Annotated in this window: 23 protein-coding genes and 1 rRNA gene; 9 read left to right on the top strand and 15 right to left on the bottom strand. The window is 69.9% G+C overall.

Going from position 1 to position 23,716, the window contains the following annotated elements; genetic code table 11:
- Nucleotides 1-157 precede the first annotated feature (157 nt).
- A 5S ribosomal RNA gene (gene rrf, locus AC07F0_RS03275) occupies nt 158-274 on the top strand.
- Between the two features lie 72 nt (nt 275-346).
- Here the strand turns inward: rrf and AC07F0_RS03270 are convergent.
- Genes AC07F0_RS03270 through AC07F0_RS03255 form a run of 4 tightly spaced genes read right to left on the bottom strand, consistent with a single transcriptional unit; the run spans nt 347 to nt 3,982 of the window.
- Complete coding sequence (locus AC07F0_RS03270) at nt 347-1,021, bottom strand: response regulator (protein ID WP_436731600.1); 675 nt, start codon at nt 1,019-1,021, stop codon at nt 347-349.
- Complete coding sequence (locus AC07F0_RS03265) at nt 1,018-2,262, bottom strand: sensor histidine kinase (RefSeq protein WP_478973534.1); 1,245 nt, start codon at nt 2,260-2,262, stop codon at nt 1,018-1,020. The genes AC07F0_RS03270 and AC07F0_RS03265 overlap by 4 nt, the downstream gene beginning before the upstream one ends.
- A gap of 23 nt (nt 2,263-2,285) precedes the next feature.
- Nucleotides 2,286-3,065, bottom strand: a complete 780-nt coding sequence (locus AC07F0_RS03260) for an ABC transporter permease (protein ID WP_478973531.1) — start codon at nt 3,063-3,065, stop codon at nt 2,286-2,288.
- Nucleotides 3,062-3,982 carry an ABC transporter ATP-binding protein gene (locus AC07F0_RS03255; RefSeq protein WP_478973528.1) on the bottom strand — a complete coding sequence of 307 codons (921 nt, stop codon included), beginning with the start codon at nt 3,980-3,982 and terminating at the stop codon, nt 3,062-3,064. Before AC07F0_RS03255 ends, AC07F0_RS03260 begins: the two co-directional genes overlap by 4 nt.
- A gap of 94 nt (nt 3,983-4,076) precedes the next feature.
- On the opposite strand from AC07F0_RS03255, the gene AC07F0_RS03250 reads away from it, so the two are divergent.
- A complete protein-coding gene (locus AC07F0_RS03250) occupies nt 4,077-4,646 on the top strand; it encodes a GNAT family N-acetyltransferase (RefSeq protein ID WP_478973525.1) in 570 nt (189 codons plus the stop codon).
- Here the strand turns inward: AC07F0_RS03250 and AC07F0_RS03245 are convergent.
- The 6 genes from AC07F0_RS03245 to AC07F0_RS03220 all read right to left on the bottom strand — a co-directional run bounded on the left by AC07F0_RS03245 (nt 4,635) and on the right by AC07F0_RS03220 (nt 11,887).
- Nucleotides 4,635-6,257, bottom strand: coding sequence for a type IV secretory system conjugative DNA transfer family protein (locus AC07F0_RS03245; RefSeq protein ID WP_478973522.1), 1,623 nt, complete (start codon nt 6,255-6,257; stop codon nt 4,635-4,637). The two genes, AC07F0_RS03250 and AC07F0_RS03245, sit on opposite strands and share 12 nt — an antisense overlap.
- Nucleotides 6,258-6,268: 11 nt before the next feature.
- Nucleotides 6,269-7,681 carry an ATP-binding protein gene (locus AC07F0_RS03240; protein WP_436731576.1) on the bottom strand — a complete coding sequence of 471 codons (1,413 nt, stop codon included), beginning with the start codon at nt 7,679-7,681 and terminating at the stop codon, nt 6,269-6,271.
- A gap of 6 nt (nt 7,682-7,687) precedes the next feature.
- On the bottom strand, nt 7,688-9,244 hold the full coding sequence (locus AC07F0_RS03235; RefSeq protein WP_478973519.1) for an SCO6880 family protein: 1,557 nt from the start codon (nt 9,242-9,244) through the stop codon (nt 7,688-7,690).
- The gene (locus AC07F0_RS03230) at nt 9,241-10,572 is read right to left on the bottom strand and encodes a hypothetical protein (protein ID WP_478973516.1); all 1,332 of its coding nucleotides are present in this window, start codon (nt 10,570-10,572) and stop codon (nt 9,241-9,243) included. Before AC07F0_RS03230 ends, AC07F0_RS03235 begins: the two co-directional genes overlap by 4 nt.
- A complete protein-coding gene (locus tag AC07F0_RS03225; RefSeq protein ID WP_478973513.1) occupies nt 10,562-11,392 on the bottom strand; it encodes a DUF8175 domain-containg protein in 831 nt (276 codons plus the stop codon). Before AC07F0_RS03225 ends, AC07F0_RS03230 begins: the two co-directional genes overlap by 11 nt.
- A gap of 186 nt (nt 11,393-11,578) precedes the next feature.
- Entirely contained in the window at nt 11,579-11,887 is a 309-nt protein-coding gene (locus AC07F0_RS03220) for a hypothetical protein (protein WP_003991275.1), read from the bottom strand.
- 527 nt (nt 11,888-12,414) lie between these two features.
- Here AC07F0_RS03220 and AC07F0_RS03215 point away from each other — a divergent pair.
- The 3 genes from AC07F0_RS03215 to AC07F0_RS03205 all read left to right on the top strand — a co-directional run bounded on the left by AC07F0_RS03215 (nt 12,415) and on the right by AC07F0_RS03205 (nt 15,281).
- Nucleotides 12,415-13,155, top strand: coding sequence for a trypsin-like serine peptidase (locus AC07F0_RS03215; RefSeq protein WP_478973510.1), 741 nt, complete (start codon nt 12,415-12,417; stop codon nt 13,153-13,155).
- Between the two features lie 156 nt (nt 13,156-13,311).
- Entirely contained in the window at nt 13,312-14,319 is a 1,008-nt protein-coding gene (locus AC07F0_RS03210) for a bifunctional lytic transglycosylase/C40 family peptidase (RefSeq protein WP_478973507.1), read from the top strand.
- A 245-nt stretch (nt 14,320-14,564) separates the two neighbouring features.
- A complete protein-coding gene (locus AC07F0_RS03205) occupies nt 14,565-15,281 on the top strand; it encodes a phosphatase PAP2 family protein (RefSeq protein WP_478973504.1) in 717 nt (238 codons plus the stop codon).
- Nucleotides 15,282-15,393: 112 nt separating this feature from the next.
- Here AC07F0_RS03205 and AC07F0_RS03200 read toward each other — a convergent pair whose 3' ends face one another.
- Nucleotides 15,394-16,938 (bottom strand): FAD-binding oxidoreductase, encoded by a 1,545-nt coding sequence (locus AC07F0_RS03200; protein WP_478973501.1) that lies wholly within the window; start codon nt 16,936-16,938, stop codon nt 15,394-15,396.
- 395 nt (nt 16,939-17,333) lie between these two features.
- Between AC07F0_RS03200 and AC07F0_RS03195 the strand changes: the two genes are divergently transcribed.
- Entirely contained in the window at nt 17,334-18,182 is an 849-nt protein-coding gene (locus AC07F0_RS03195; protein WP_478973498.1) for an SCO4651 family lipoprotein, read from the top strand.
- 91 nt (nt 18,183-18,273) lie between these two features.
- Nucleotides 18,274-18,444: a hypothetical protein gene (locus tag AC07F0_RS03190; protein ID WP_478973595.1), complete on the top strand. Its 171-nt coding sequence runs from the start codon at nt 18,274-18,276 to the stop codon at nt 18,442-18,444.
- A gap of 16 nt (nt 18,445-18,460) precedes the next feature.
- Here AC07F0_RS03190 and AC07F0_RS03185 read toward each other — a convergent pair whose 3' ends face one another.
- The gene (locus tag AC07F0_RS03185; protein ID WP_391076902.1) at nt 18,461-18,829 is read right to left on the bottom strand and encodes a metal-sensitive transcriptional regulator; all 369 of its coding nucleotides are present in this window, start codon (nt 18,827-18,829) and stop codon (nt 18,461-18,463) included.
- A 224-nt stretch (nt 18,830-19,053) separates the two neighbouring features.
- Between AC07F0_RS03185 and AC07F0_RS03180 the strand changes: the two genes are divergently transcribed.
- Nucleotides 19,054-19,674 carry a DUF47 domain-containing protein gene (locus AC07F0_RS03180; protein ID WP_059418711.1) on the top strand — a complete coding sequence of 207 codons (621 nt, stop codon included), beginning with the start codon at nt 19,054-19,056 and terminating at the stop codon, nt 19,672-19,674.
- A 7-nt stretch (nt 19,675-19,681) separates the two neighbouring features.
- Nucleotides 19,682-20,680 carry an inorganic phosphate transporter gene (locus AC07F0_RS03175; RefSeq protein ID WP_478973496.1) on the top strand — a complete coding sequence of 333 codons (999 nt, stop codon included), beginning with the start codon at nt 19,682-19,684 and terminating at the stop codon, nt 20,678-20,680.
- 124 nt (nt 20,681-20,804) lie between these two features.
- Here the strand turns inward: AC07F0_RS03175 and pstB are convergent, their stop codons facing one another.
- The 3 genes from pstB to pstC all read right to left on the bottom strand — a co-directional run bounded on the left by pstB (nt 20,805) and on the right by pstC (nt 23,707).
- On the bottom strand, nt 20,805-21,581 hold the full coding sequence (gene pstB / locus AC07F0_RS03170; protein ID WP_478973493.1) for a phosphate ABC transporter ATP-binding protein PstB: 777 nt from the start codon (nt 21,579-21,581) through the stop codon (nt 20,805-20,807).
- A gap of 69 nt (nt 21,582-21,650) precedes the next feature.
- Nucleotides 21,651-22,709 (bottom strand): phosphate ABC transporter permease PstA, encoded by a 1,059-nt coding sequence (pstA, locus tag AC07F0_RS03165; protein WP_478973490.1) that lies wholly within the window; start codon nt 22,707-22,709, stop codon nt 21,651-21,653.
- A complete protein-coding gene (pstC, locus tag AC07F0_RS03160; RefSeq protein ID WP_436730459.1) occupies nt 22,706-23,707 on the bottom strand; it encodes a phosphate ABC transporter permease subunit PstC in 1,002 nt (333 codons plus the stop codon). The genes pstA and pstC overlap by 4 nt, the downstream gene beginning before the upstream one ends.
- Nucleotides 23,708-23,716 lie beyond the last annotated feature (9 nt).

The raw sequence follows: 23,716 nt of genomic DNA, 5'->3' as shown, positions 1-23,716 counted from the left end.
GTTGATAGGCCGGATATGGAAGCACGGTAACGTGTGGAGTTGACCGGTACTAATAGGCCGAGGGCTTGTCCTCAGTTGCTCGCGTCCACTGTGTTGGTTCTGAAACCACGAACAGCCCCACGTGCCACACGTGGTGCGGCTGACAGTTTCATAGTGTTTCGGTGGTTATAGCGTAGGGGAAACGCCCGGTTACATTCCGAACCCGGAAGCTAAGCCTTACAGCGCCGATGGTACTGCAGGGGGGACCCTGTGGGAGAGTAGGACGCCGCCGAACAATTATTGAAAAGGCCCACACCTTACGGTGTGGGCCTTTTTGCGTTTCATGAGCGTCTTTCTCGAGCGTGTTTCATGACGGCTGAACCAGCTTTGTGTCGTACGCCAGGATCACCGCCTGAATGCGGTCGCGGGAGCCCGTCTTCGCGAGAATGCGGCCCACGTGCGTTTTCACCGTCGACTCGGCCAGGTGGAGGCGCGTGGCTATCTCCGTGTTCGTCCAGCCCTGGCCGATGACCGTGAGGATTTCGCGTTCCCGGTCGGTGAGGGAAGCGAGACGGGGGTCCTCCTGCGGCGGGGCTTCGGTTCGCGACGGGTCCGTCGGCAGGTGGTGGACGTAGGCGTCGAGGAGGCGGCGGGTCAGGCTGGGGGCGACGACCGCGTCGCCCGTGGCGACCGCGCGGATGCCGGCCAGGAGCTCCTCGGGCTGGGCGTCCTTGACGAGGAAGCCGGAGGCTCCTGCGCGGAGTCCCGCGTAGGCGTACTCGTCGAGGTCGAACGTGGTGACGATCAGGATGCGGGTGCGGTCGCCGGCGGCGGTGATGCGGCGGGTCGCCTCGATGCCGTCCAGGCCGGGCATGCGGATGTCCATGAGGACGACGTCGGGGTGGAGCTCGGCCGTCAGGCGGACCGCTTCGCTGCCGTTCGTCGCCTCGCCCACGACCGTCATGTCGTCCTGGCTCTCAAGGAGCATGCGGGAGCCGAAGCGCTGGAGGGGCTGGTCGTCGGCGATGAGGACCGTGGTCACTGCGGGCTTTCCTCCGGGAGGTGTAGGCGGACGCGCCAGCCCTGCTCGGGATGCGGGCGGGGGCCCGCCTCAAGTGTGCCGCCGTAGAGGGCGGTTCGCTCCCGCATTCCGGGCAGGCCGCGACCCTCTGGGGCCGGGCCGTCGGTTCGGGTGGCGTTGCCCGTGTCCGTGATCGTCACGGTCACGGCTCCCTTGTCCTCGTAGGACAGCTCTATCTGCGCGGTGGCGCTGGGACCGGCGTGTTTGAGGGTGTTGGTGAGGGCTTCCTGGACCACCCGGTAGACGGTGAGCTGGCGGCCTGGAGGGAGGGTGGGGCTGCCGTGGGTGGTGGCCTGGACGGGGAGGCCTGCGGAGCGGACGCCGTCGAGGAGGTGGCCGAGGTCCGTGAGGCCGGGTTGGGGGGTCAGGTCCGCCTGGTTCTGTTCGTCCTCCCTCATGACGTCCAGGAGGCGGCGGAGTTCGGTGAGAGCCTGGCGGCTGGTGGTGGCGATGGCGTCGAGGGCCTGAGCGGCGCGTGCCGGGGATTTGGCGGCGGCGTATCTGCCGCCGTCGGCAAGGCCGGTGATGACGGAGAGGTTGTGGCCGATGATGTCGTGCATCTCGCGGGCGATGCGGGCGCGTTCTGCGGCGGCGGCGAGACGGGCCTGCTGGTCACGTTCGGTCTCCAGGCGGCGGGCGCGGTCCTCCAGGGCCTCGGTGTAGTTGCGGCGGGTGCGGACCGTGATGCCGATGAGGGCGGCCACGGCGAGGGACATCAGCTGGGAGCCCAGCTGCTGGTCCCAGGTGCCCTCCCCGTGGCGCGCGACCGATACCAGGACCGGTGCCATCACCAGGGCCGTCACCCACCACAGGTCGCGCAGGGCCCGGCGCAGGGCGATGTGATGGACGACGGCGAGCTGGAGCAGGGCTGCCTGGAGTGCCGCGCCTGTCCAGGCGTTGACGAGAGCGAAGAGGGCCATGGCGGCAAGGACGGCCCGGGGGTGGGTGCGTCGCCAGAGGAGAGGGATCGAGAGACCGAGGCTCAGGGTGAGGAGGATCCAGCCGGGGAGGTCGAGGTTGTGGGCGTTGTGGCGCCAGCCGCCGCCGACGTAGTCGATCAGGGCCGCTGTCACCCAGAAGCCGGTGATGTGCGCGTCCCACAGCAGGGGGTGGCGTCGGTCGAAGGCGCGCAGCCTCCGGGTGAGGCGGTGGGTGTATTCGGTGAGGGGCTCCGGCGCCCGTTCTTCCGTCACGGGGTTCATCGTGCGGGTTCCCGAGCCGCTTGTCAGACGTCTCGGCGTCGTAGGACCACCGCGGCCAGCGTGAGGCTCGCCGTCGTCCACAGGATCATGGCGAGGAGGGCTGCGCCCGGGGAGGCCGTGCCGGGCAGGGGCTGGGCCGTGGTGAGGGTCTCCAGGGCCTTGCCGGGGAAGTAGCGGACGGCGTCGTCGACGATGTCGTACGGGAGCATGGCCAGGACCTCCGGGACGATCATGATGAGGCCGGTGAAGGCGCCGATGGCCATCGGGACCGAGCGGAGCAGGGCGCCGATGCCGAGGGCGAGGACGGCGAGGAGGGTGAGGCCGGCCGCGTTGCCGGCGAGGGCGCGCAGGACGCCGGGGTCGCCGAGGGAGGCCGCCTGGTCGGTGCCGGTGAGGAACGACTGGGCGAGGGGGAAGGTGACGAGGTTCGTCAGCAGGGTGAGGGGAAAGGCGATCGCGGCCAGGACGGCCGCCTTGGACCAGAGGACGGGCAAGCGGCGGGGGACGGCGGTCATGGTGGCGCGGATCTGGCCCGTGGAGTACTCGCCGGCCGTGGCGAGGATGCCGAGCACGCCGAGGTTGATCGTGGCGAACTGGGTGCCGAGGAGGATGAAGAGGACCGTGTCCATTCCGCCCTCGCCGGTGCCGTCGTAGGCGGCGGCCAGGCCCGCGCCCATGGCGACGGTCAGCAGGCTCGTGGCGATGAGGGTGATCCAGGTGGAGCGCAGGGTCCGGAGCTTGTGCCACTCGGAGCGCAGGACGCGGGCCGGGGTCACGCGGTAGGGGAGGGTCGCCGTGGTCATGCTGCCGCTCCTTCGAGCGTCGCCGTGTACTCCACCGCGTCGCGGGTGAGGTCCATGAAGGCCTCCTCCAGGGAGGCGGCGTTGGGGGTCAGTTCGTAGACGGGGATGCCGTGGGCGGCTGCCGTGCGGCCGATGTGTTCGGCGTCCGTGCCGCGGACCTGGAGGGTGCCGGGGGTGTCGGTGGCGATGTCGACGCCGGGCGCGGTGAGGAGGCGTACGAGGTCGGAGGCGTGCGGGGTGACGACCTTGACGGTGCCGGCGCCGGAGTCGCGGACGAAGTCGGTGACCGTGGTGTCGGCGAGGAGGCGGCCGCGGCCGATGATGACGAGGTGCTCGGCGGTGAGGGCCATCTCGCTCATCAGGTGGGAGGAGACGAGGACCGTGCGGCCCTCGGCGGCGAGGGACTTGAGGAGGGTGCGGATCCACAGCACGCCCTCCGGGTCGAGGCCGTTGACCGGCTCGTCGAGGATGAGCGTGGCCGGGTCGCCGAGCAGGGCGGCGGCGATGCCGAGGCGTTGGCCCATGCCGAGGGAGAAGCCCTTGACGCGGCGGTGGGCCACGTCGGTCAGGCCGGTGAGGGCGAGGACCTGCTCGACCCGGGTGCGGGGGATGCCGTGCGTGAGGGCGAGGGCGCGCAGGTGGTGGTAGGCCGTGCGGCCGGGGTGGACCGAGCGGGCCTCCAGCAGGGCGCCGACCTCGGTGAGGGGCGCGGGGTGGGCGGCGTAGGAGCGTCCGGCCACGGTGGCGTGGCCGCGGGTGGGGGCGTCGAGGCCGAGGATCATGCGCATGGTCGTGGACTTGCCGGCGCCGTTGGGGCCGAGGAAGCCGGTGACCGTTCCGGGGCGGACGGTGAAGGACAGGTCGGTGACGACCGTCCGGTCGCCGTAGCGCTTGGTCAGTTCGTGTGCCGTCAGCATGCTTCGATGCTCGTGCGTGCGGGGGCGGCGGACGTCGGACCGGCGGTGGTAATCGGGGTGAGGGGTGTCGTACCCGGGTACTACCGTGGCCCGCATGAGCTATGTGATCCGGTCCGTCCGTGCTGATGAGTGGCCTGCGGCGAAGGAGCTGCGGCTCGCGGCGCTGCGGGACCCGGTGGCGCACCTGGCCTTCCTGGAGACGTACGAGGAGGCCGAGGCCCGGCCGGACTCCTTCTGGCAGGAGCGGACGGCGAGGAGCGCCGAAGGGGCCGATCAGGCTCAGCAGATCATCGCGGAGGGGCCCGACGGGCGGTGGGTGGGCACGCTGACCGTGCTCGTGGAGGAGCCCGGGACGACCGACTGGGCCGGGTTTCCGGTGGAGCGGAAGCAGGGGCACATCGTCGGCGTGTTCGTACGCCCCGAGGAGCGCGGGAGCGGGCTGACCGAGGTGCTGTTCGACGCGGCCCTGGAGTGGGCGTGGGGGCGGGGGCTTGAGCGGGTGCGGCTCATCGTGCACGAGGAGAACGGGCGGGCGCAGCGGTTCTATCGCCGGGCCGGGTTCCTGCCGAGCGGGCTGGTCGTGCCGCTGGGGGACGCCGGGGAGCGGGAGCTGGAGTTCGTGCTGGAGCGGAGCTCTGCCGGGGTGCCCTTCTCAGACCGGTAGTTCGTCGTGCGGCCAGCGGGCGCGGCCCTGTTCGCGGGAGCGGAGCAGGGCCAGGGTCGGCATTCCCCGGTCCGCTCCGGTGGCCAGCAGCTCCGGGAGCTGGGGGAGCGGGGCCACGGCGGCGACGTCGTCCAGGACGAGGGTGAATGGTGGGTCGAGGCGACCGGAGGATGACCGTTCGGCCATGCGCCGGCCACGCTCGACCACGCTGGAGACGAGGGCCGTCAGGAGGGGCATCGCGCCCGGGTTCGTCCTGGGGTCCTCGATGGATTCACCCACCACATAAAGCGTGCCCCCTTCGTCGACGAAGGAATCCAGGGCGAGGGCATCATTTCGGTTGGGAGTGCAGGCCTCGCGGATGTTGACCGTGGAGAGGGCTGCGAGGGCACGGGTCGTCAGCTGCTGTGCCATGTCCCGGCGTTCGGGGTGGGCGGTGAGGGCGCCTTCGAGCTCGCCCGCGGAGCCGGGGGCGGCCTTGGGGTTGGTACGGAGGATGCGCACGGCGTCCTGGATCTGGGTGCCCTGGGACCAGCGGTGGACGTGGCGGATGGTGCGGCCGTCGATGGCGGCGGCGTGCAGGTAGCTCCGCAGGAGTGTCTCGGCGGTGTCGCTGAGGGCCTGGTCCAGTTTGGCGGTGGGGCGGACGGGGGCGAGGAGGGCGGTTGCTCTTCCCGTGGCTGTGGCCTTGTCCTCGCAGCCGGCGGTGGGGGACCAGTGGAGGCGGGCGGGGGTGGCGCAGAGGTGGGTGGGGTCGTAGAGGTGAGTGGGGCCCAGTTTGGCCCGGGCGTCCTTGGTCTCCTGCCAGACGGCTGGGTTCGAGGTGACGATGAGGGCGGGGCCCTCGGCGTCGCGTACCGCCTGGGTGGCGGTTGTCTGGCGGGTTTCCTTTGGGGCTACGAGGACTTTTTCCCACCGGCCCACCCGTTCCTGACCGAACAGAGAAGCGGGGCTCGTGGGCGCGGCCGCCGGGGTCGGGCCGAGGGGTGCCGTCGGCTCCAAGGGATGCGTGGGTGTGGGTTCGGGGGCTGCGCGGCGGGGCGTGGGGACGTCGTGCTGCGCAGGCGTGGGGGTGGTGTGCTGCGCCGATGTGGGGGCGTCGTGCTGCGCCGGGGTCGGTGCCCCGTGTTGCTGCGCCGGGGTCGGTGCCCCGTGCTGCTGCGCCGTCAGCGTCTCGTGGTGTGCCGGGCCGCCTGCCCCGTAGGCGACCCCCGCCGGGTCCGGCGGGGCCATCCTCTCCGCCCGGCGCCTCGCGCGGACCGCTCTCCACCTGGCCAGCGTGCCCATCACGAACACCGTCAGGACGATCAGGATCATCAGCTGGCCGATGAACAGGCCCCAGAACAGGCCGTAGCCCGAGAGCTCGCCGGGGGGTGTGTCGGGCCAGGCGCCGGGGATGTCGTGGGGCTGGGCGATGAGGCCGCGCATGGCCAGGGGCGTGCGGGTGAAGGTGACGCCGGACGGCCAGGAGCCGTGGGCGAACAGGGCGGCGAGGCCGGTGGCCGTCCACACCAGCAGGGTCATGCCGAGGAGGAACGCGAGTATGCCGACCAGCAGGCCGTCGGGGATGCCTCCCTGGCTGTCGCGCTGGATGCGGCGGTCGTCCGGTCTCACGCGTCCTCCCCCTATGCCACCGTCGATTCGGAGTCGCCCAGGTGGTGCTCCACGAAGGCCGCCGCTCGTTCCTCCGCCTCCAGTTCGGCGGCGCGCAGGGCGTCGTCGTCCGTGAGGTCCGCGGAGGACTCCGTCATCGCGCGGTCGGTGAAGACCAGGGGGCGTTCGGTCTCCGTGACCAGGTGTTTGACGACCTGGACGTTGCCGTTGACGTCCCAGACGGCGATGCCGGGGGTGAGGGTGGGGATGATTTCCACCGCCCAGCGGGGGAGGCCCAGGACGCGGCCCGTGGCCCTCGCCTCGTCCGCCTTCTGGGCGTAGATCGTTCTCGTCGAGGCCATTTTCAGGATGGCCGCGGCCTCCTTCGCCGCCGCGCCGTCGACGACGTCGGAGAGGTGGTGGACGACCGCCACGAAGGACAGGCCGAGCCGTCGGCCGAACTTCAGCAGGCGCTGGAACAGCTGGGCGACGAAGGGGCTGTTGATGATGTGCCAGGCCTCCTCGACCAGGAAGATGCGCTTCTTCCGGTCGGGGCGGATCCAGGTGTGCTCCAGCCAGACGCCGACGATCGCCATGAGGATGGGCATGGCGATGGAGTTGCGGTCGATGTGGGACAGGTCGAAGACGATGAGCGGGGCGTCCAGGTCGATGCCGACCGTGGTGGGGCCGTCGAACATGCCGCGCAGGTCACCGTCGACGAGACGGTCCAGGACCAGGGCCACGTCCAGGCCCCAGGCCCGTACGTCGTCTATGGCGACGTTCATCGCCTCGGCCGACTCGGGCTCGGGGTGGCGCAGCTGCTCGACGATGTCGGTGAGGACCGGCTGGCGGTCGACGATGGTCTCGTTGACGTAGGCGTGCGCGACCTTCAGGGCGAAGCCGGAGCGTTCGTCCAGGCCGTGGCCCATCGCGACCTCGATGATCGTGCGGAGCAGGGCGAGCTGGCCCGTGGTCGTGATCGCGGGGTCGAGCGGGTTGAGGCGGATCCCCATGTCCAGGGCGGCCATCGGGTCCAGGCGGATGGGAGTGATCCCCAGCTCCTGGGCGATGAGGTTCCATTCGCCCACCCCGTCCTCGCCCTGGGCGTCCAGGACGACGACCTGCCGGTCGCGGAAGCGGAGCTGGCGCAGGACGTACGTCTTCTCCAGCGCCGACTTGCCGTTGCCGGACTCGCCGAGGACCAGCCAGTGGGGGGCGGGGAGCTGCTGGCCGTAGAGCTGGAAGGGGTCGTAGATGTAGCCCTTTCCGGAGTACACCTCGCGGCCGATGATGACGCCGGAGTCGCCGAGGCCGGGCGCTGCGGTCGGGAGGTAGACCGCCTGGGCCTGGCCCGTGGACGTGCGCACCGGGAGCCGGGTCGTCTCGACCTTTCCGAAGAGGAAGGACGTGAAGGCGTCGGTGAGGACGGACAGCGGGTCCCGCATCAGGTCCTACCTCCGAATGCCGGTGGCGAAGGGAAGGGTGTTCACGAAGGCGCGGTGGTGCTCGCGGTCGCACCACTCCAGCTTCAGGTATGACTTTCCGGCCGAGGCCCTTATCGTCCGCTTGTCGCGGGCGAGGGCCTCGGGGGAGCGGGAGGAGACGGTGATGTAGCCGACGAGGTTGACGCCGGCGGCGCCGCTGGCGAGGTCCTCGCCGCGCTGGTCGAGCCGGGAGTTCGCGGCCACGTCACGCGGGTCGATGGTGCGGTTCATCTTGGCGGCGCGGGACGCCTCGGCCTCGTCGTTGGTCTTCTCGGTCAGCATGCGCTCGATGGCGACCTCGGTGGGTTCGAGGTCCATGGTGACGGCGACCGTGCGGATGACGTCCGGGGTGTGGACGAGCAGCGGGGCGAGGAAGTTGACGCCGACGGGGGTCATCGGCCACTCCTTCACCCAGGCCGTGGCGTGGCACCAGGGGGCGCGGGTGGAGGACTCGCGGGTCTTGGCCTGGAGGTAGGTGGGCTCCATGGCGTCCAGCTCGGCCGGCCAGGCATTACGTTTCGTCATGGCCTGGATGTGGTCGATCGGGTGGTCCGGGTCGTACATGGAGTGGATCAGCGAGGACAGTCTGCTCTGGCCGAGCGGCTGCCGTACGCGGATGTCGGCCTCCTGCAGGCGCGAGCAGATGTCGGTGAGCTCGCGGGCCATGACGACGGCGAGCCCGGCGTCCCGGTCGACCTTGCCGCCGTGGGCGCGGGCGGCCCGGGCCATGGCGCCCGCCTCGGCGGCGAGGTCGCGGGTGTAGTGCATGCAGGCGACCAGGTAGGCGCGGTGCTGCTCGCTGCTGGTGGACACCATCGACTGGAGCTGGTCGTACGACTGCTGGAGCCACGGCGGTGCCTTGTCGTCCCCGCGGACGGCGACGTCCTTGGCGTGGGCGTCCGGGTCGGCGGGGAGGGTGCGGGCGAGCATCTGGAGGCGGGTGACGAAGCCGTCGCCGTTGGCCACGTGCTTGAGCAGGGTGCCGAAGCGGTCGACGAGGGCCTCCTGGTCCTCGGAGTCGCGCAGGCCGACGCCGGGGCCCTCGATCTCGATGGCGGCGGTGACGGTCTTGCGGTCGGCGTGCAGCAGGACGGCGATCTCGTCGGGGCCGAAGGGGGCGGCCAGCCAGGTGATGCGGCCGATGCCGGGGGGCGGTCCGACCTCGACCTCGCGCCCGTCGAGCCGGGTGCCGGCCTCGATGACGGAGGAGCGGTAGGTGGCGCCCTGCTTCAGGGTCCGCTTGTAGCTGCGGTTGATCTCGAACCACTTGTAGAACGTGCGGTGCTTGTACGGCACGTACACGGCGGCCAGCGCCAGCATCGGGAATCCGGCGAGCAGCACGATGCGCAGGGACAGCACGGGGACGAGGAGCCCGCACATCATGCCGAGGAACGCGCCGACGACGATCAGGGCGATCTCGCCGGTCTCGCGGTTGCGGCCGATGATCGCGTTCGGCCGGGCGCGGCCGATCAGATACGTACGGCGGGGCGTGACCGGATGGGACACGTGGGACTCGGTCGTCAACGCCCTTCACCTCCCGTGCGGTTGGTACTGCTGTTGCGGGTGCTGCTGGCGTGCGGAGTGTTGACGGGGCTGCTCGAACGGGGAGCCGGTGCGGCGGAGGGGACAGATCCGCCGCCGCCGTTCGAGGGGCGCGCGCTGTGCGCGGCGACGCCGCCGGAGGCGGGGTTGCTGGGGCGGGGAGCGGAGGACTGGCTGCCTCCGCCGTTGTTGTCGGCGCGGGTGCTGTGGGTCTTGATGCCCTGCGCGACCAGGGACGCCGGGGAGCTGATGACGGCCGCGGCCTTGCCCTCGGCGCCCTGCATGATGCGGTTGTTGCGGGAGCCGGCGATCTCGTCGCCGAAGCCGGGGACGAAGCGGTAGATCATCGCGCTGGCGAAGATGGCGAGCAGGATGATGGCGAGGCCGGAGACGACGGCGGAGAAGGCGTCGGGGCCGTCGCCGGCGGAGAGCGCGCCGGCGAGGCCGAGGACGATGACGATGACCGGCTTGATGAGAATGACCGCGATCATGATGCCCGCCCAGCGGCGGACGTGGCCCCAGAGGTTCTTGTCGACGAGGCCGGCGTAGACGACGGTGCCGAGGAGGGCGCCGACGTAGAGGAGCGCCGCCCGGATGACGAGCTCCAGCCACAGCACTCCGGCGGCGAGGATGCTGACCAGGGAGACGACGATCAGCATGATCGGGCCGCCGCCGATGTCCTCGCCCTTCTTGAGGGCCTCGGAGAACGTGCCGAAGAAGGCGTCGGTCTGGTCGCCGGTGGCTTTGGCGAGGACCTCGGTGACGCCGTCGGTGGCCGATACGACCGTGTAGAGGATCAGGGGAGTGAAGGCGGAGGCCAGCACCGTGAGCCACAGGAATCCGATGGCCTCGGAGAGGGCGGTGGTGAGGGGGACGCCGCGGACGGCTCGCTTGGCGACCGCGAGGAGCCACAGGAGGAGCGTGAGGATCGTCGACGCGGCGAAGACGACGGCGTACTGCTGGAGGAACTTGGGGTTCGTGAAGTCGACGTTCGCCGTCTCCTTCACGGCGTCGCTGAGCTTGTCGACGGTCCAGGAGGCGGCGTCGGCACAGCCCTTGGCGAGGGAGGAGAGGGGGTCGAGGGTGGAGGTGGGGTCCAGACGGGAGGTGCCGCCTCCGCCTCCGCCGCCACTGCCGGTGTCTCCTTCGCAGATCTCCCGGGCCTGGCCCCTGAGGAGGTCGCACGCGTTGTTGCTCGGTGACGGGGAGGGGGTGGGGGCGGCGATGGCACGGGTTGCCATCAGGACCATGGCCGCCTGTACCGCGGTGACCGCGGCACCCAGCTTGAGTACGTGGTGTTTAGCGGGCATAGGTGTACCCTCCGTACTCCTCGACAGCCTTGGTCATGTCCTCTGCGGTGGAGGCCCGTTGGTCGCGCCCGACCGGGACCGGGCCGTCCTTCTGAGTGAAGTCGGTGACCTTCCAGTCACCGTCGACCCACTTCAACTGGTAGGTCGTCGTGTACCAGCTCTCGGTCACGGGATTCTTCGAGCCGTCGCCCGACAGGCCGAAGAGGGATGTGTACCAGAGTGCGACCGTGGCGGTGCTGCCACTGAAGGACGTGACCTTGGTGCCCACCGGGATGACGCGCGAGACGAAGGTCTGACCGCTTGGCGCGGCACCGTCCTTGTTCAGGCCGATCTTCTCGAGGAAGCTCGCCCGGGAGTACACCTGGTCGAACGCCGGCAACTGGGCGGCAGCCACGTCGGGGGCGTACACGGTGTTGACGATCGCGTGCCGCTTCTCGGTGTGGTACATGTCGGCCGACCCGAGGGCGATGCCGTAGTTGGTGGCTGCGGACTGGGCGCCCTGCTCGTTGTGGGCGTAGCCCGTGGGAATCCCCGCCGCCTTCGCCACCACTGGCCGTTCTCCCGACGGGGCAGTCGGCGCGCTCGACGCCTTGTCGCTGCCCGAGCCGCTGGTCTCGGAATCGTCGTCGCCCCGGTTCGCGAAGGCGATCGCGGCGATGAGGAGGACCACTACGCCGACCACCGTGACCAGGCTGCGGGACGACGAGCGGGGGCGGCGGGGGGTGCCATAGGGGTCGGCTCCGGAGTCGGGCAGGCGGGTGCGGGTCTGGCCCGTGCCGCCGTAGCCGCCGGAGGCCTCGTGCTCGTCACCGAGACTCATGCCGCGTACGCCCCCTCGACGTCGTACCGCTCGTACTCCTCGTACGACGGTAGCCGTGCTGGTTCCCGCGCGGGCGCGGTGTGGTGACTCGACATCAGGGAAACGCAACCTTCGCCGGTGGGCACGACGGGCGGGTGGGATGGAGGGGGAGCCGGGCGTGCCCGGCCGGGGCGCGTGGGGCCCGGCCTACACGGCCATGCCGTACACGATGGTGAAGAGCGTGCCGAGTGAGCCGATGATGAACACGCCCGTCAGGCCCGCGATGATGAGGCCCTTGCCCTGCTCCGCGCTGAAGGTGTCCCGCAGGGCGGTGGCACCGATGCGCTGCTTGGCGGCGCCCCAGATGGCGATGCCGAGGCAGAGCAGGATGGCCACCGCCATCACGACCTCGATCATCACCTTGGCCTCGTTGCCCAGGCTGCCGAAGGGGCCCCAGTCCGGAGCGATCCCGCCGATGATCGTGTTGATGTCTCCCTTGTCGGCCGCAAAGAGCATGTAAGTCACCGCCCCTGTTGGGTAGTTCCGCATCCTCTGCGGTCGTGCAGAGGTCAGGCCTCATTCTCGCCGACGATGACGCTGTCGTATGTCGACTTGGCGTCATTGATTGGCGGGTTTCGTACGAATACCTTGCCACCGTTCCGCGCCGGCCCCTAAGGGAGGCGACGGACGGTGTACGAAGGATCGTATGGTCACTCTGTGTATCACGGCGTGTCACGCCGGGCAATGAGGCCTGAGCGAAACCTGTCGTGAGGTTCCGTCGTTGTGCCCTTCTATGGCCTGCGTCACCTTTCCGACCGTTTCTGACGGTCGGTCGGGTGAGTGGTCGTCCCGGTGTTCTCCGGGTGAAGGCTACCTGGCGCGGTGAACGGGCCGCGGCTGGGCCGCCGCGGCCCGTTCCTCCCGCGTCTTTTCCGTGACGGTCTGTCACGAGGGAGGGGGTACCGGTGAAGACGCCGACTCCGTTCGGGGTGCCCCGGCGGCGACACACGTTTCTCTCACCTTCGTCGGGCACAGTGGCGCCGGTGAAGCGCGTCCTCTTCCTTGTCGTGGTCCTGGTCGCCCTCACCTCCGCGTCCACCGCGGCGGCCGATGACGGGGCCGGGCCGTTCGGGGTGACCGTCGCCGCGGGGGCGGGCGCGGGGAGCGCGCGGGTCGGGGTGTTCGTCCCCGCCGGGCGGGCCGCCCGCCCGGCGGGGACGCACTTCTGCACGGCGTCCGTGGTGCGCGCGCCGTACCGGAATCTGCTCGTCACCGCGGCGCACTGCCTGGACGGGCGCGGGGAGCTCGTGTTCGTGCCCGGGTACCGGGACGGCCGTGAGCCCTACGGGGCGTGGAAGGTGACGCGGCGGTTCATGCCCCGTGGGTGGGTCGAGGGGCGGCGGGAGGACAGTGACGTGGCGTTCGCCGTGGTCGCGCCGCGGGGCGGGAAGGGTGTCGAGGATGTCGTCGGCGGGTACCGGTTCGCCGCCGGTACGGCCACCGGGGCGACGGCCGTGACCATCACCGGATACCCCGACTCCCGCGAGACGCCCGTCAGCTGCACCAACAAGCCGACGGCGCACAGCCCCACCCAGCAGCGCATCGCCTGCCCGGGGTTCGCCGGCGGCACCAGCGGAAGCCCCTGGGTGAACGGGGACGGGCAGGTCGTGGGGGTCCTCGGCGGCCATGACGACGGCGGGACTAGCCCCGACGTCTCCTACAGCGTGGTGCTCCGTGCGGAGGCGGAGCGGCTGTACCGGGAGGCGGCGGGCGGTGACGCGTGACGCGTGACGGGTCCGTGCGCCGGGTGCCCCCGGCGTGCGGACCCGTGCTGTCGGCCGTCCCCCTTCCGCCCCGACTCTTCTCCCTGTGATCATTCCGGCCTACGGCGGCCGCCTCTACACTGACCAGGCGACGGACTCCTGGCCGGCGAGGGGCGGTTGACGGTGCGTAAGGCATGGATCGTGGCGAGTGTTGCGATCAGCTCCGCCCTGGCCTTCGTGATGCTGCTCGTCGTCGGGGTCTACATCGTCGCCGGGAACCTGGTCAACGGGGTCGGCGGTGGGGCGAAGGCGCTGGCCAAGGGGGCGGTTCCCGCCGCGTACGCGGACCTCGTGAGGAAATGGGGCAACCTCTGCCCCGCCATCAGCCCGGCCCTGCTCGCCGCCCAGCTCTACCAGGAGAGCGGGTTCAACCCCAAGGCGCAGAGCCACGCGGCCGCTCAGGGCATAGCGCAGTTCATCCCCGGCACCTGGGCCTCCCACGGCATCGACGGCGACGGGGACGGCGACCGGGACGTGTGGGACCCGAAGGACGCGATTCCCTCCGCGGCCTCGTACGACTGCGAACTCGCGTCGTACGTGAAGAAGGTGGGCGGGAATCTGACCGAAAACATGCTGGCCGCGTACAACGCGGGGGCATACGCGGTGATCAAGTACGGGGGCGTGCCGCCGTACACCGAGACCCGGAACTACGTGAAGAGGATCACGACGCTCTCGGAGAGCTTCGCGGCGCCCGTCGGGCGGGTCGACCCCTCCGAACAGGCCGCCGGCGCCATCGAGTACGCGCAGAAGAAACTCGGCACGCCCTATCTGTGGGGCGGTACCGGCACCGCTGAGCAGGGCGGACGCTTCGACTGTTCGGGACTGACCCAGGCCGCCTACGAGGCCGTCGGCATCAAGCTGCCGCGCGTCGCCAACGACCAGTACAACGCCGGACCGCACCCCGCGCGGGACGAACTGCTCCCCGGCGACCTCGTGTTCTTCTCGGACGACCTCACCAATTCGCGCGCCATCCGGCATGTCGGCATTTATGTCGGAGGCGGGTACATGATCGACGCGCCGCGAACGGGTGCGGTGATCCGGTTCGACCCGATCGACACCCCCGACTACTTCGGGGCCACCCGGGTCACCGAAGATGGCGCGAAAGCACTGCCCACGACGGTGTGAGCCGAGCGGGAACCCACCTCCTGAGCTGCGAAGACGTGTCTCTCTTCGATAACGTCTGCGTGATCATTCGGTGGAGTGTGGAACGTATCGACGGGGACCATGCGTTCCTGGTGACGTAGCCGAGCGGACGTGAGTCGGCACGTGTCAGGGACGCGTGCAGCGGAAGCGGATCTACAACCACGGGGGTGGCAGGAACGGCGCACACTCAGGTGCGCCGGGAGAGACGACGAAGGGGCCGCAGCATCATGGCTGGACTCGCCGCATCCGGGTCGAACCCCGACGTCGACCTGCTCTATGACATCAATGGCCTGGCCAAGGACGCGCCGCCGTGGTTCGACCGGGTCATGGAGTTCGTCGGCGAGTACGGGTTGTTGCTCGCCATCGTCGTGCTCGTGCTCTGGTGCTGGTGGTCCGTGCGGCGCCGGGGCGAGGAGGACGCGGCGTCCTCCGTCGCGGCGCTGGTCTGGGCACCGCTCGCGGCGGGTATCGCCGTGCTGGTCAACGTGCCGATACGGGGGTTCGTGGAGCGGCCCCGGCCGTTCCTCGACCATCAGGGGCTCGAGGTCCTCGTCAGCGGCAAGGACGACTACTCGTTCGTGAGCGACCACGCGACGATCGTCATGGCGATGGCGGTCGGACTGTTCGTGGCGAACCGGAAGTTCGGGCTGGTCGCGTTGGTGCTGGCCGTGTTCGGCGGGTTCATTCGCGTCTACATGGGTGTGCATTACCCGACGGATGTCGTCGGCGGGTTCGCGCTGGGGACGGCGGTGGCGTTGCTGTTGTCGCCGGTGGCCATGGCGCTGTTGACGCCGGTCGCGCGGGCGGTTGAGCGGTCGCCTCGGGTGGGGTGGCTGGTGCGGGCTCGTGGGCGCGGGGCCGGTGAGGACGGGGCGGATGCGGTGGTTCCCGGGGCGCGGAGTGAGCGGGCCTCGGGGGCGTCCGAGCGGGACCTCGCCGCGTAGTTCTCGGCGTCGGTGCCGAGGGCGGGTGGGCGCGCAGCCCAACGGAGCGGCATGAGCACCTACAGCCGAGCGGCGCGACTGCCCGCAGCTCAGCGCCTGGGTCGTGTCCGGCCTAGAGCGCCTGCGGGTATGTGAAGAAGCGGTTCGGGTCGTATTCGTTCTTCAGCTTGGTCAGGCGGGGGGCCGCGTCGCCGTAGTACGCCTTGCGCCAGTTGGTCAGGGTCGGGTCCGTGTAGTTCTGGTAGGCCGCTCCCGAGGCGTACGGGCGCATGGACTTGTGGGCGGAGGCCAGCCAGTCGCGGGCCGTGGTGCCCGTCGTACCCGGGCGCCAGGCGGCGATGTACTGGGCCAGCATGCGGGAGCGGCGGTGGACGAAGGCCGTGGAGGTCGGGGAGACCCGGTTCACCGCTCCGCCGAGGGCCGTGAGGGCGATGCTGCCCGTGCCGCCGCGTACCGACCTGATCTGGGACAGCAGGGTGCGGATGCCGGCCGCGGACAGGGAGCGGTCGAAGAAGTCCGACGCCGCAGCGTACGTCTCGCGGCCCAGCGCGCCCTTCGGGGAACGGCCCGGGGTCGAGCCGGGCAGATGGCACTGGGCGTCCGTCGGGAACGAGGAGCAGCCGGCGTACACCTCCATCGACTCCTCGTACGAGCGGCGCCGCAGGGAGACGCTGCTCGCCGGGGCGCCGACGCGGTCGGCGAGGCGGTCGACCGCGTTCTTCAGCTCGCCGTAGGTGCCCAGGGAGAAGGCCGCGACGGAGACGGTCGGGTTGCCGCCGGCGGCGTTCGCCAGGTGGAGGGAGGACCAGATCTCGTCGGGCTGTGAGGGGCCCCACTCCTGCCAGGCCTTCACCACCGCAGCCGCCTTCGACCCCGGCCAGGACAGGTACGCCGAGACGCCCTGGGGGGCCGGGTGGGTCTTGAAGTGCAGTTCCGTCACCACGCCGAAGTTGCCGTTGCCGGCGCCGCGCAGGGCCCAGAAGAGGTCCTTGTGCTCGCGGGCGTCGGCGGTGAGCTGCTTGCCGTCCGCGGTGATCAGGGTGGCCCGGGTGAGGCTGTCGCAGGTCAGGCCGTAGGCGCGGGAGACCACGCCGTGTCCGCCGCCGAGGGTGAGGCCCGAGACGCCGACGGTGGGGCAGGAGCCGGCGGGGATCGTGACGCCCTTCGCGGCCAGCGCCCGGTAGACGTCGATGAGTTTGGCGCCGGCGCCGACCACCGCCGTGTTGCCGGAGGCCCGGACGCGGTTGAGTTGCGAGACATCGATGATCAGGCGGCCGTCGCCGGAGGACCAGCCGGCGTAGGAGTGGCCGCCGTTGCGGATCGCCACGCGCAGGGCGTGGCCGCGGGCGTAGGCCAGCGCGGTGCGGATGTCGTCCGGGTGGGACACGTACGCGACCGCGGCGGGCTTGAGCGTGTCGAAACGGGTGTTGTAGAGCTGCCGGGCCGTCTTCCAGTCGGTGTCGCCCGGGCGGACGAGGGGCCCGTCGAGGTCGCGCGCGAGGGCGGACCAGTCGGCGGCGGTGCTCTTCGTGGCGGCGGTTCTGGCGGTGGCCGTGGTCTTGGCGCGGGTGTCCGATGTCGTGCAGGCGGCGGTGAGGGGGGTCGCGGCCGCGGCGATGCCCGCCGTGCCGACTGCGAGGAATGTACGCCGTTCCATGAGGCCTCCCGGTGGTTCCGTCGTGGGAGACGGGGTGGTGAGGGTGAGGGTTCCATGCGGAGCCCGTCGCCCCGGTGACGACCGCGTCAGCCGGCCCGGTGGTTCTCCGCGTCCGTGCGTGCCTGGCTTCTCGCTCGTCTGGCCGGGCCGTACCAGCCGCAGGTGCAGCGGGCCATGCAGAAGGGGCCCTTGTCCTGTGTCGTCGTGCTGTGTTCCGGGAGGTTGGGGGGAGGTGCCGGCCCGTCCTGCTGCGCCACGGCGACCACGTTACCCAGCGCGGGTAAAGGCGTCGTATGCCGACTGCCGCGGGCCCGCGTGACGGGGGCACATACCGGTCGTTAACCGGAACAACAAGGGGGCCCGTGACGGACGTACCGGCTGGGGGTAGGCAGGCGATGACTGGGCGGCAGCGGGAACGGCGGCACAGAAGGACGGGAGCGGCGCTCGTCGCGGCCGGCGTCGTGGCGGGGGTGGGGCTGGGGGCCGGAGGGTGCGCGGGCGGCGACGCGCTGGCCGGCGATGCCCGGGGCGGGGACGCGGTCGTCGTGCTGCAGCGGGCCGCGGACCGGCTGGTGGAGGCGGGGAGTTCGAAGGCCCGTACGTCGATGGAGATGGCCGCCGGCGGGACCCGGGTGACCATCCGGGGCGCGGGGGTCTACGACTACCGGAAGCGGATGGGGCAGCTGAAGGTGCTGCTGCCGCAGGATCCCGCGGGGGCCGCCGAGCGCCGGCCCATCACCGAACTGCTCGCGCCGGGAGCGCTCTTCATGAAGAACCGGGGAGCCGGTGTGCCCCCGGACAAGTGGGTGCGGGTGGAGACGCGGACCCTGTCCGACGGGAACCTCGTCACCGGCGGGGCCACCGATCCGTTCGCGGCCGCCGAGGTGCTGCGCGGCACACGGGCGGCGACGTTCGTGGGCCGCACCGAGGTCGCGGGCACCGGGGTGCGGCACTACCGGGGCACGGCGGATCTCGGCGCCGCCGCGAAGAAGGCCTCCGACGGCAGCAAGGCGTCCCTGAGCGCGGCGGTGAAAGGGTTCGCCACGGCCGAAGTGCCGTTCGACGTCTATCTCGACGACGAGGGGCGGATCCGCAAGGTGCGGCACCGGTTCAGTTTCGTGGGCGGGCAGAAGAGCCCCGTGGCCGTCGCCTCGACCACGTTGCTCTACGATTTCGGGGCCTCGGTGCGCGTACGGCTGCCGGACACCGACGACATCTACGCGGGCAAGATCGCCGAGGAGTGACCGGCGCGAACTAGCCCGTCCGTGCCATGCGCGGTGTGTAGGCCGCTCCCTACTCTAGGAAGTCGGTAACGGCAGAGACGAGGTGATGCACGTGGCTCCGGTCGGCGGTACGGCAGTTCAGGACCACGTGGCCCTCGCCGAGATCGAGCTGTGCGGAGAGCTGATCATCGCGGCCTCGGCCGCCGACGAGGAGCGGCTCAGCCTGGAGAGCATCGACGAGGTGCTGAAAGTGGCCGAGGAGCGCGACGCCTCCGGGAGCTGAACAGGGAGAAGCCGGCTCAGGTCCGCAGCATGCGGGCGATCGCCTGGGTCGCCTCCTTCACCTTCGCGTCGATCTCGTCGCCGCCCTTGCTCGCGGCGTCGGCGACGCAGTGGCGCAGGTGCTCCTCCAGCAGTTGCAGGGCGAAGGACTGCAGGGCCTTGGTGGAGGCGGAGACCTGGGTGAGTATGTCGATGCAGTAGACGTCCTCGTCGACCATCCGCTGCAGGCCGCGGATCTGCCCCTCGATGCGGCGCAGGCGCTTGAGGTGCTCGTCCTTCTGTTTGTGGTACCCGTGCACACCCCGGTCGTGGTCGGTCACGACATCCGCTCCGGCGGTGACATCGGTGACATCCCCGGCATTCGTAACGTCGGTCACGTCCGTCATCGCGTCCTCCTGGTGGGCTGTGCGCCGACATATGTGGGCGGTGCGCCGACATATACCCCTAGTGGGTATATGGTACCGAACTTTGCGGGGTATACGGCCCTTGGACCGCCCCCGTGCTCATCACTGTGCTTGATGGGCGACACTGGTGGGCGGCCCGATAGCCGTGGCCGAATGATGCGCCTAGCATCAGCCTGACCGAAACCGAAGCAAGCCGAGGACCCCACGTGCGCTTTCGTCTGACCCCCAGGGAGACGAGCTTCTACGACATGTTCGCCGCATCCGCGGACAACATCGTCACGGGCTCGAAACTCCTGATGGAACTGCTCGGGGCGGACGCTTCCGCCCGGGCCGAGATCGCAGAGCGTATGCGGGCGGCGGAACACGCAGGTGACGACGCCACGCACGCGATCTTCCACCAGCTGAACTCCTCGTTCATCACGCCGTTCGACCGCGAGGACATCTACTCCCTCGCCTCGTCCCTCGACGACATCATGGACTTCATGGAGGAGGCCGTCGACCTGGTCGTCCTCTACAACGTCGAGGAACTGCCCAAGGGCGTCGACCAGCAGATCGAGGTGCTGGCGCGCGCGGCCGAACTGACGGCCGAGGCGATGCCGCACCTGCGGACGATGGAGAACCTCACCGAGTACTGGATCGAGGTCAACCGGCTGGAGAACCAGGCCGACCAGATCCACCGCAAGCTGCTCGCGCACCTCTTCAACGGCAAGTACGACGCCATGGAGGTTCTGAAGCTGAAGCAGATCGTGGACGTGCTGGAGGAAGCGGCGGACGCGTTCGAGCACGTGGCGAACACGGTGGAGACCATCGCCGTCAAGGAGTCCTGACCTCTTCATGGACACCTTTGCTCTGGTCGTGACCATCGCGGTCGCGCTCTTCTTCACGTACACCAACGGTTTCCACGACTCGGCGAACGCGATCGCCACGTCCGTGTCGACGCGGGCGCTGACGCCGAAGGCCGCGCTGGCCATGGCCGCGGTGATGAACCTCGCCGGTGCGTTCATGGGCTCCGGGGTCGCCAAGACCGTCAGCGAGGGCCTGATTCAGACACCGACCGGGTCGAAGGGGATGGGCATCCTCTTCGCCGCGCTGGTGGGGGCGATCGTCTGGAACCTCATCACCTGGTACTTCGGGTTGCCCTCTTCCTCCTCCCACGCGCTGTTCGGCGGGATGGTCGGTGCCGCGCTGGCCGGCGGGACGACGGTCTACTGGAGCGGGGTGCTGGAGAAGGTCGTCATCCCCATGTTCATCTCCCCGGTGGTCGGTCTGGTGGCCGGCTATCTGGTGATGACCGCGATCATGTGGATATTCAGGAAGGCGAACCCGCACAAGGCCAAGCGCGGGTTCCGCATCGCGCAGACCGTCTCGGCGGCCGGGATGGCGCTGGGGCACGGTCTTCAGGACGCGCAGAAGACGATGGGCATCGTGGTGATGGCGCTGGTCATCGCGGATGTCGAGGACTACGGCGATCCGATTCCGGTGTGGGTGAAGATCGCCTGTGCGGTGATGCTGTCGCTGGGCACGTATGCCGGTGGGTGGCGGATCATGCGGACGCTGGGGCGGAAGATCATCGAGCTGGATCCGCCGCAGGGTTTCGCGGCGGAGACGACGGGGGCGTCGATCATGTTCGCCACGGCGTTCCTGTTCAAGGCGCCGATTTCCACGACGCACGTCATCACCTCGGCGATCATGGGCGTCGGGGCGACGAAGCGGGTGAATGCCGTGCGGTGGGGTGTCGCCAAGAACATCATCCTGGGGTGGTTCATCACGATGCCGGCCGCGGCGCTGGTGGCTGCGCTGTCGTTCTGGGTCGTGAATCTGGCGTTCCTGTAGGTGTTGCTCGGCGCAGCCGAGGTCAGTCACGCGAACGGGCCCGCCCCTGGGAGAGGGGCGGGCCCTTTTCGGCCTCGCGGTGGCACCGCCATGCAGCACCGCGAGGGGTCTCGGCGGGGGTGACTCAGCCGAAGCGGCCGGAGATGTAGTCCTCCGTGGCCTGGACCGACGGGTTGGAGAAGATGCGCTCCGTGTCGTCGATCTCGATGAGCTTGCCGGGCTGGCCGACCGCCGACAGGTTGAAGAACGCCGTGCGGTCGGAGACGCGCGCCGCCTGCTGCATGTTGTGCGTCACGATGACGATCGTGAAGCGCTCCTTCAGCTCACCGATCAGGTCCTCGATGGCGAGGGTGGAGATCGGGTCGAGGGCGGAGCAGGGCTCGTCCATGAGCAGGACGTTCGGCTCGACCGCGATCGCCCGCGCGATGCACAGGCGCTGCTGCTGGCCACCCGACAGGCCCGAGCCGGGCTTGTTCAGACGGTCCTTGACCTCGTTCCAGAGGTTCGCGCCCTTCAGGGACCGCTCGACGATGTCCGACAGCTCGTTCTTCTTGTAGTTGCCGTTCAGCCGCAGCCCCGCCGCCACGTTGTCGAAGATCGACATCGTGGGGAACGGGTTCGGCCGCTGGAACACCATGCCGACCTCACGGCGGACCGACACCGGGTCGATGCCCGTGCCGTAGAGGTCCTCGTCGTCGAGGAGCACCTTGCCCTCGACCCGGCCGCCGGACGTCACCTCGTGCATACGGTTCAGCGTGCGCAGGAACGTCGACTTGCCGCATCCGGACGGGCCGATGAACGCCGTCACCGAGCGCGGCTCGACGGTCATCGAGATGTCCTCGATCGCCTTGTGGGAGCCGTAGTAGGCGGTCAGTCCGCTTACGTCGATTCGCTTGGCCATGACTACTTCACTTCCAAAGTCTGGGGGTCGCTGTGTGGCCCCGCGCGGCGGTAGCCGCACATTGACGCTTTAGCGACCGGTCTTCGGGGCCTTCCAGCGGGCGATCCCGCGGGCCACCAGGTTCAGGATCATCACGAAGGCGATCAGGGTGAGCGACGCCGCCCAGGCGCGGTCGTACGCCGTGACCTCGCCCGATCCGTACTGCTGGTAGATGTACAGCGGGAGCGATGCCTGAGCACCCTCGAAGGGGTTGGCGTTGATGAACTTGCTGCCGAACACCAGCAGCAGCACGGGCGCGGTCTCACCGGCGATGCGGGCGATGGCCAGCATGATGCCGGTGGTGATGCCGCCGAGCGAGGTCGGCAGGACCACCTTCAGGATGGTGCGCCACTTGGGCACGCCGAGCGCAAGAGAGGCTTCGCGCAGCTCGTTCGGGACGAGCTTGAGCATCTCCTCCGTGGAGCGGACGACGACCGGCATCATCAGGATCGCGAGGGCGAGTGACCCGGCGAAGCCGAAGGGCTCCAGCTCGAACATCAGCATGAGGCTGAGGATGAACAGGCCGGCGACGATCGACGGGATGCCGGTCATGACGTCGACGAAGAAGGTGACGGCCCTGGCGAGGTTGCCCCGCCCGTACTCCACCAGGTAGATCGCGGTGAGCACGCCGACCGGCGCGGCGATCAGCGTGGCGAGGCCGACCTGCTCCAGCGTGCCGAGGATGGCGTGGTAGATGCCGCCGCCCGTCTCCGAGTCGGCGACCACGCCCATCGAGTGGGTCAGGAAGTAGACGTCGAGGACCTTCACGCCGCGTTGGACGGTCGACCACACCAGCGAGGCCAGCGGCACCACGGCGAGCAGGAACGCGACCCACACCAGCGAGGTGACCACGCGGTCCTTGGCCTGGCGGCGGTTCTCGACCCGGGTCGCGATGACGTACGTACCGAGGACGTGCAGGATCGCGGCGATCAGCGCCCACTGGATGCTGCTGTGCAGGCCGGCGGCGGCGCTGATGCCGAGTCCGAGGGCGACGGATCCGGCGGCGACGGCCCACGGGGCCCACTTGGGCAGATGGCCGCCGCGCAGGGTGCTGGGGCGCTTGGCGGCGAGGGAGGGTGTGGTGCTCATGCGTTGGCCCCCGAGTACTCCTTGCGGCGGGCGATGATCGCGCGGGCCGCGCCGTTGACCAGCAGGGTGATGACGAACAGGACCAGACCGGAGGCGATCAGCGCGTCACGGCCGAACTCGGTGGCCTCGCTGAACTTGCTGGCGATGTTCTGGGCGAAGGTGCCGCCGCCCGGGTCGAGCAGGCTGGTGTGGATCAGGAAGTCGGGTGAGAGCACGGTGGCGACGGCCATCGTCTCGCCGAGGGCGCGGCCGAGGCCGAGCATCGAGGCCGAGATGACACCGGAGCGGCCGAAGGGGAGGACCGCCATGCGGATCACTTCCCAGCGGGTGGCGCCGAGCGCCAGGGCGGCCTCCTCGTGCATCTGCGGGACCTGGCGGAAGACCTCGCGGCTCACGTTGGTGATGATCGGCAGGATCATGATCGCGAGCAGGATGCCCACGGTGAGCATGGAGCGCGCGGCGCCGCCCTGCCAGGAGAAGATGCCGGTCCAGCCGAGGTAGTCGTTCAGCCAGCCGAAGAGGCCGTTCATGTGCGGGACGAGGACCAGGGCGCCCCACAGGCCGTAGACGATGGACGGCACGGCGGCCAGCAGGTCGATCACATAGGCGATGGGGCCGCGCAGCCGGCGCGGGGCGTAGTGAGTGAGGAACAGCGCGATGGCGACCGAGACCGGGACCGCGATGACCATGGCGATGATCGAGGAGACGATCGTGCCGTAGGCCAGGACCGCGATGCCGAAGACCGGCGGGTTGGCACCGGTGTTCCACTCGAAGGTGGTCAGGAAGTTGCCGTCGTCCTTGCTGATGGCGAGGACGGCGCGGTAGGTGAGGAAGCCCGCGATCGCGGCCATGATCACCAGCAGCAGAATGCCCGAGCCACGGGACAGACCGAGGAAGATCCGGTCTCCGGGTCGGGTGGCGCCACGGGCCGCGCGCTTCTGCTCGGCCGTGGGCGGCTGCGTGGGGGGAGGTGCGTCAGCAATCTGTGTAGTGTCCATCGGGTTCTC

It is taken from the genome of Streptomyces sp. NPDC045955, assembly GCF_056430805.1.
This window is presented reverse-complemented; position numbering and strand designations above follow the sequence as displayed.